Raw genomic sequence first — 1,462 nt, 5'->3', positions numbered from 1 at the left:
TGTGCACCCCCCGGCCCCGAACCTCCCCCGGCCCCCGCGCACCCCCGCCGCCCCCCCCGTCGCCGCCCCCACCCCCGCGGCCGCCGGCGCCTCCGTCGTACGGCGCCGGGCGCCCGTCGTGTGGAGCGGCAAGAGCGAGCCCGGCGACCTCGCGGCCACCGGACTGCTGCAGGCCGCCCGCAGGGCCGAAGTGGCGCAGGGCGCCCAGGAGTTCGGCGACGGAGCGGCCACTCAGGTCATCCCGCGGATCAAGGTCGAGGAACTCGACCGGCTCGGCGGCATCGACCCCGACGCGACCGTCGAGACACCGCAGGTGGTCGGGCCGCGCGCCCCCGAGGGCGACGAGACCCGGCTCATCCCGGCGGTCTCCGCCTTCGACAGCGCCTACGACGGGCTCTTCCGCTCCGAGGGCGAAAGCCCCGCGCAGCCGGGACCCCCCTACGAGGACGACGAGTTCGACGAGGACGACGAGGCCGGTGCGCGGCGCCACGGAGCGGACTCGGTCCGGCACGCGTACTACCCCGGACGCCGGCTCAACCTCGGCGTCGTCCTGCTCCCGCTCCGTATCTTCCTCGGCTTCATCTCCATCTACGCCGGCCTGGGCAAGCTCTGCGACCCCGTCTACTTCGACGGCGGCGAGCGCGGCTCGATGGTCAAGTGGCTGAATTCCCTGCACCCTTGGCCGCTGGCCGAACCGCTGCGGGACTTCGCGCTGCAGCACCCGGTCGGCGCCGGGCTCGTCATCGCCTTCCTGCAGGTGATCGTCGGCGTCCTGACGGTGCTCGGTCTGTGGCAGCGGGTCGCGGCGGTGATCGGTGCGCTGCTCTCCGCGGCGCTGCTCGTCACCGTCAGCTGGAAGACCGTTCCCGCGTACGACGCGCCGGACATCATCTACCTGGCCGCCTGGTCGCCGCTGATCATCGCGGGCGCCCCGGTGTACTCGGTGGACGGGCGGCTCGCGAGCGAGGCCTGGCGCACGCTCGGACCGCGCTCCGAACTCTGGGAGCTGCGCCGCCGGGTGCTGCGCCGCGGGCTGCTCATCGGCACGTTCGTCGTGGGCGCCACGCTGCTGCTCGGCGCCCTGCTCGGCGGTGCGGTGCGCAGTGCGCAGACCGTCACGGTGCCGGGTCCCGGCCAGCCGCCGCGCAACGAACTGCCCGGCTCGCCGCTGCCCAGCCAGTCCCGTGAGGGCCGCTCCGACAAGGGCAGCCCGTCGGCCTCCAAGTCGCCCACGGAGGGCGCTACTTCGGCGCCGCCGTCCGACTCGGCGTCCACGCCCGAGTCGGTGCGCGAGTCCGGTTCGGCGGGGGCGGGGCGGCCCAGCGAGACGGCCGGGTCGGGTCAGGCCCCGCCTGCGCAGTCGGAGCCCGAGCCGCCGGCGACCAGCGGTGGTCCCACGTCCGGTGGCTCGGACGGCTCCGGGGGCTCGGCCGGCGAGCCCGGTGGTTCCTCCGGCGGTGGC

At 75.5% G+C, this 1,462-nt stretch carries 1 protein-coding gene; it reads left to right on the top strand.

Features of this window, described 5'->3' with window-relative positions; all coding sequences use genetic code 11:
- Position 1: 1 nt before the first annotated feature.
- Positions 2-1,462 (top strand): DoxX family membrane protein (locus JAO81_RS23445; RefSeq protein WP_307813587.1); only part of this gene is annotated, 1,461 nt, incomplete at its 3' end.

This window comes from Streptomyces sp. N35 (genome assembly GCF_016464295.1).
Taxonomy (GTDB): Bacteria; Actinomycetota; Actinomycetes; order Streptomycetales; family Streptomycetaceae; genus Streptomyces.
Note: the sequence above shows the minus strand (reverse complement) of the source record. Positions and strands in the feature narration are given on the sequence as shown.